The sequence below is a fragment of the Aeromonas sp. QDB14 genome, assembly GCF_027707845.1.
GTDB lineage: Bacteria > Pseudomonadota > Gammaproteobacteria > Enterobacterales > Aeromonadaceae > Aeromonas > Aeromonas caviae.
This window is the reverse complement of record NZ_JAPCJD010000169.1, coordinates 1-1,584: the sequence shown is the minus strand read 5'-3', so window position 1 is coordinate 1,584 and position 1,584 is coordinate 1. Positions and strand designations below refer to the sequence as shown.

Annotated in this window: 2 protein-coding genes; both read right to left on the bottom strand. The window is 51.3% G+C overall.

Annotation, left to right across the window (positions count from 1 at the left end; all coding sequences use genetic code 11):
- Positions 1-231: 231 nt before the first annotated feature.
- Entirely contained in the window at positions 232-621 is a 390-nt protein-coding gene (locus PG887_RS22265) for a septal ring lytic transglycosylase RlpA family protein (protein ID WP_164915520.1), read from the bottom strand.
- 227 nt (positions 622-848) lie between these two features.
- Positions 849-1,481 carry a hypothetical protein gene (locus PG887_RS22260; RefSeq protein WP_270822932.1) on the bottom strand — a complete coding sequence of 211 codons (633 nt, stop codon included), beginning with the start codon at positions 1,479-1,481 and terminating at the stop codon, positions 849-851.
- Positions 1,482-1,584 lie beyond the last annotated feature (103 nt).

Here is a 1,584-nt window from a genome sequence, read left to right as displayed (position 1 = left end):
AGGCAGCCTGTCAAGGTATTCGAAGAGTACTGTCAGGCGGCATAGGCGAGTGTCGCACTTCGAAGTTGAATTCGCGTTTTTCGTTTGGCTATCTTAATGGCGCACCGGAAAATGGGAAGCCGCGTTGGCAACCTCACCAATGGAATGAAGAAGATGGCCCGCGATCACTGGGAAGCATCCTCTTCCAGCGGCCCGGGTATGGAGGGGCTCGGGCACATGCAGAACCGGCGACTAGAGCACCTCAATCCTGACCTTGATAAGCCCGGATCGGGGATTGCCGATGGCGCTGAACGCCGCCCTGGAGAGATCGATGATGCGCCCGCGGGGGAAATTGCCCCTGTCGTTGACCCTGACCACCACGCTCTTGTCGTTGGCCAGGTTGGTGACCCTGACCAGGGCGCCGAAGGGCAGTGTCATGTGGGCGGCGGTGTTGGCGTGGCGCTGGTAAGGCTCCCCGCTGGCGGTGCGCTTGTTGTGGTAGCGATCGGCGTAATAGGAGGCGAGCCCCGTCTGGGTATAGCCTCGCCAGTTGCCCGCACTGCCTGCATCAGGCTGACTGCTGCAGGCGGCCAGCAGCAGGCACAGGGAGGCCAGCAGCCCTTTTTGCACCATGGTCCTCATCATCTACTTCCTCGACCCGTTATGAGATGTCGCGTTCGCCCCGTCCGGCTGTCATGGCCAGACGGGCGCCCGCGAGCTGGAGCCTACTCTCTCACATTTCCCATGGAAAACGGGAGGCCCAAGCCTCCCGTTTGTGTGTTCACCCGTCAGCCCCTGTCAGGGGAACCATATGCTGATCGATATATGCCTGGTTGTACAAAACAACCAACATGTAGTCTCCACCAATACTACCCCAAATCCCCCCTTTGCCTTTCGAGAAAGTCACTAAATTTTCGTGTGGAGCCAAAATAATTTGGGTATGCCTGCTTTAGAGCACGGACATCAGAGGCGGAGACAAGAACAGATATAATTATCTTTTCATTTAAATCAGCTTCATTTAACTCAGCAAGAGCTTTTTCACTGTTTTTCATTGAGAAGTGTTTAACTGTTACCTGTATTTTCTTTTCCTGTTCTTCGAGTATGTGCATGCAAACAAGAAACAATCCCTGTCCACTCCTCCCTTGCTTTACAGCTTTATGATCTGTCGTAAATGTTATGGCTAATGTATACCTTGCAAGTTTTAATACAACATCTAACTTATCAGCAAGCTCACAAAGCTCCTGCCTAAGACTTATAAGAGTTTGTGCATCTTCGATAACGCATGCTTTTTCTTCATGTGATACCAATCGCCCAGCGATGGAAAACAGCTTACGCCAGTCATCATGCCCGTCATGCCTTGTCTTTAGATTAATCTGCTCAAGAGTATCAATAATCTCTAGACTTGTAGCCCAAGCATGCTGCAACTCAGTTCTTAGCTGAACTTCAACCTTTGCTTTTTTCCATTCGTGATCAGCCAGTTGATTTTCATAGCAGCTGTACACTAAATGAACACCACCATATCCACTTTCTTCGCGAATTCAACTTCGAAGTGCGACACTCGCCTATGCCGCCTGACAGTACTCTTCGAATACCTTGACAGGCTGC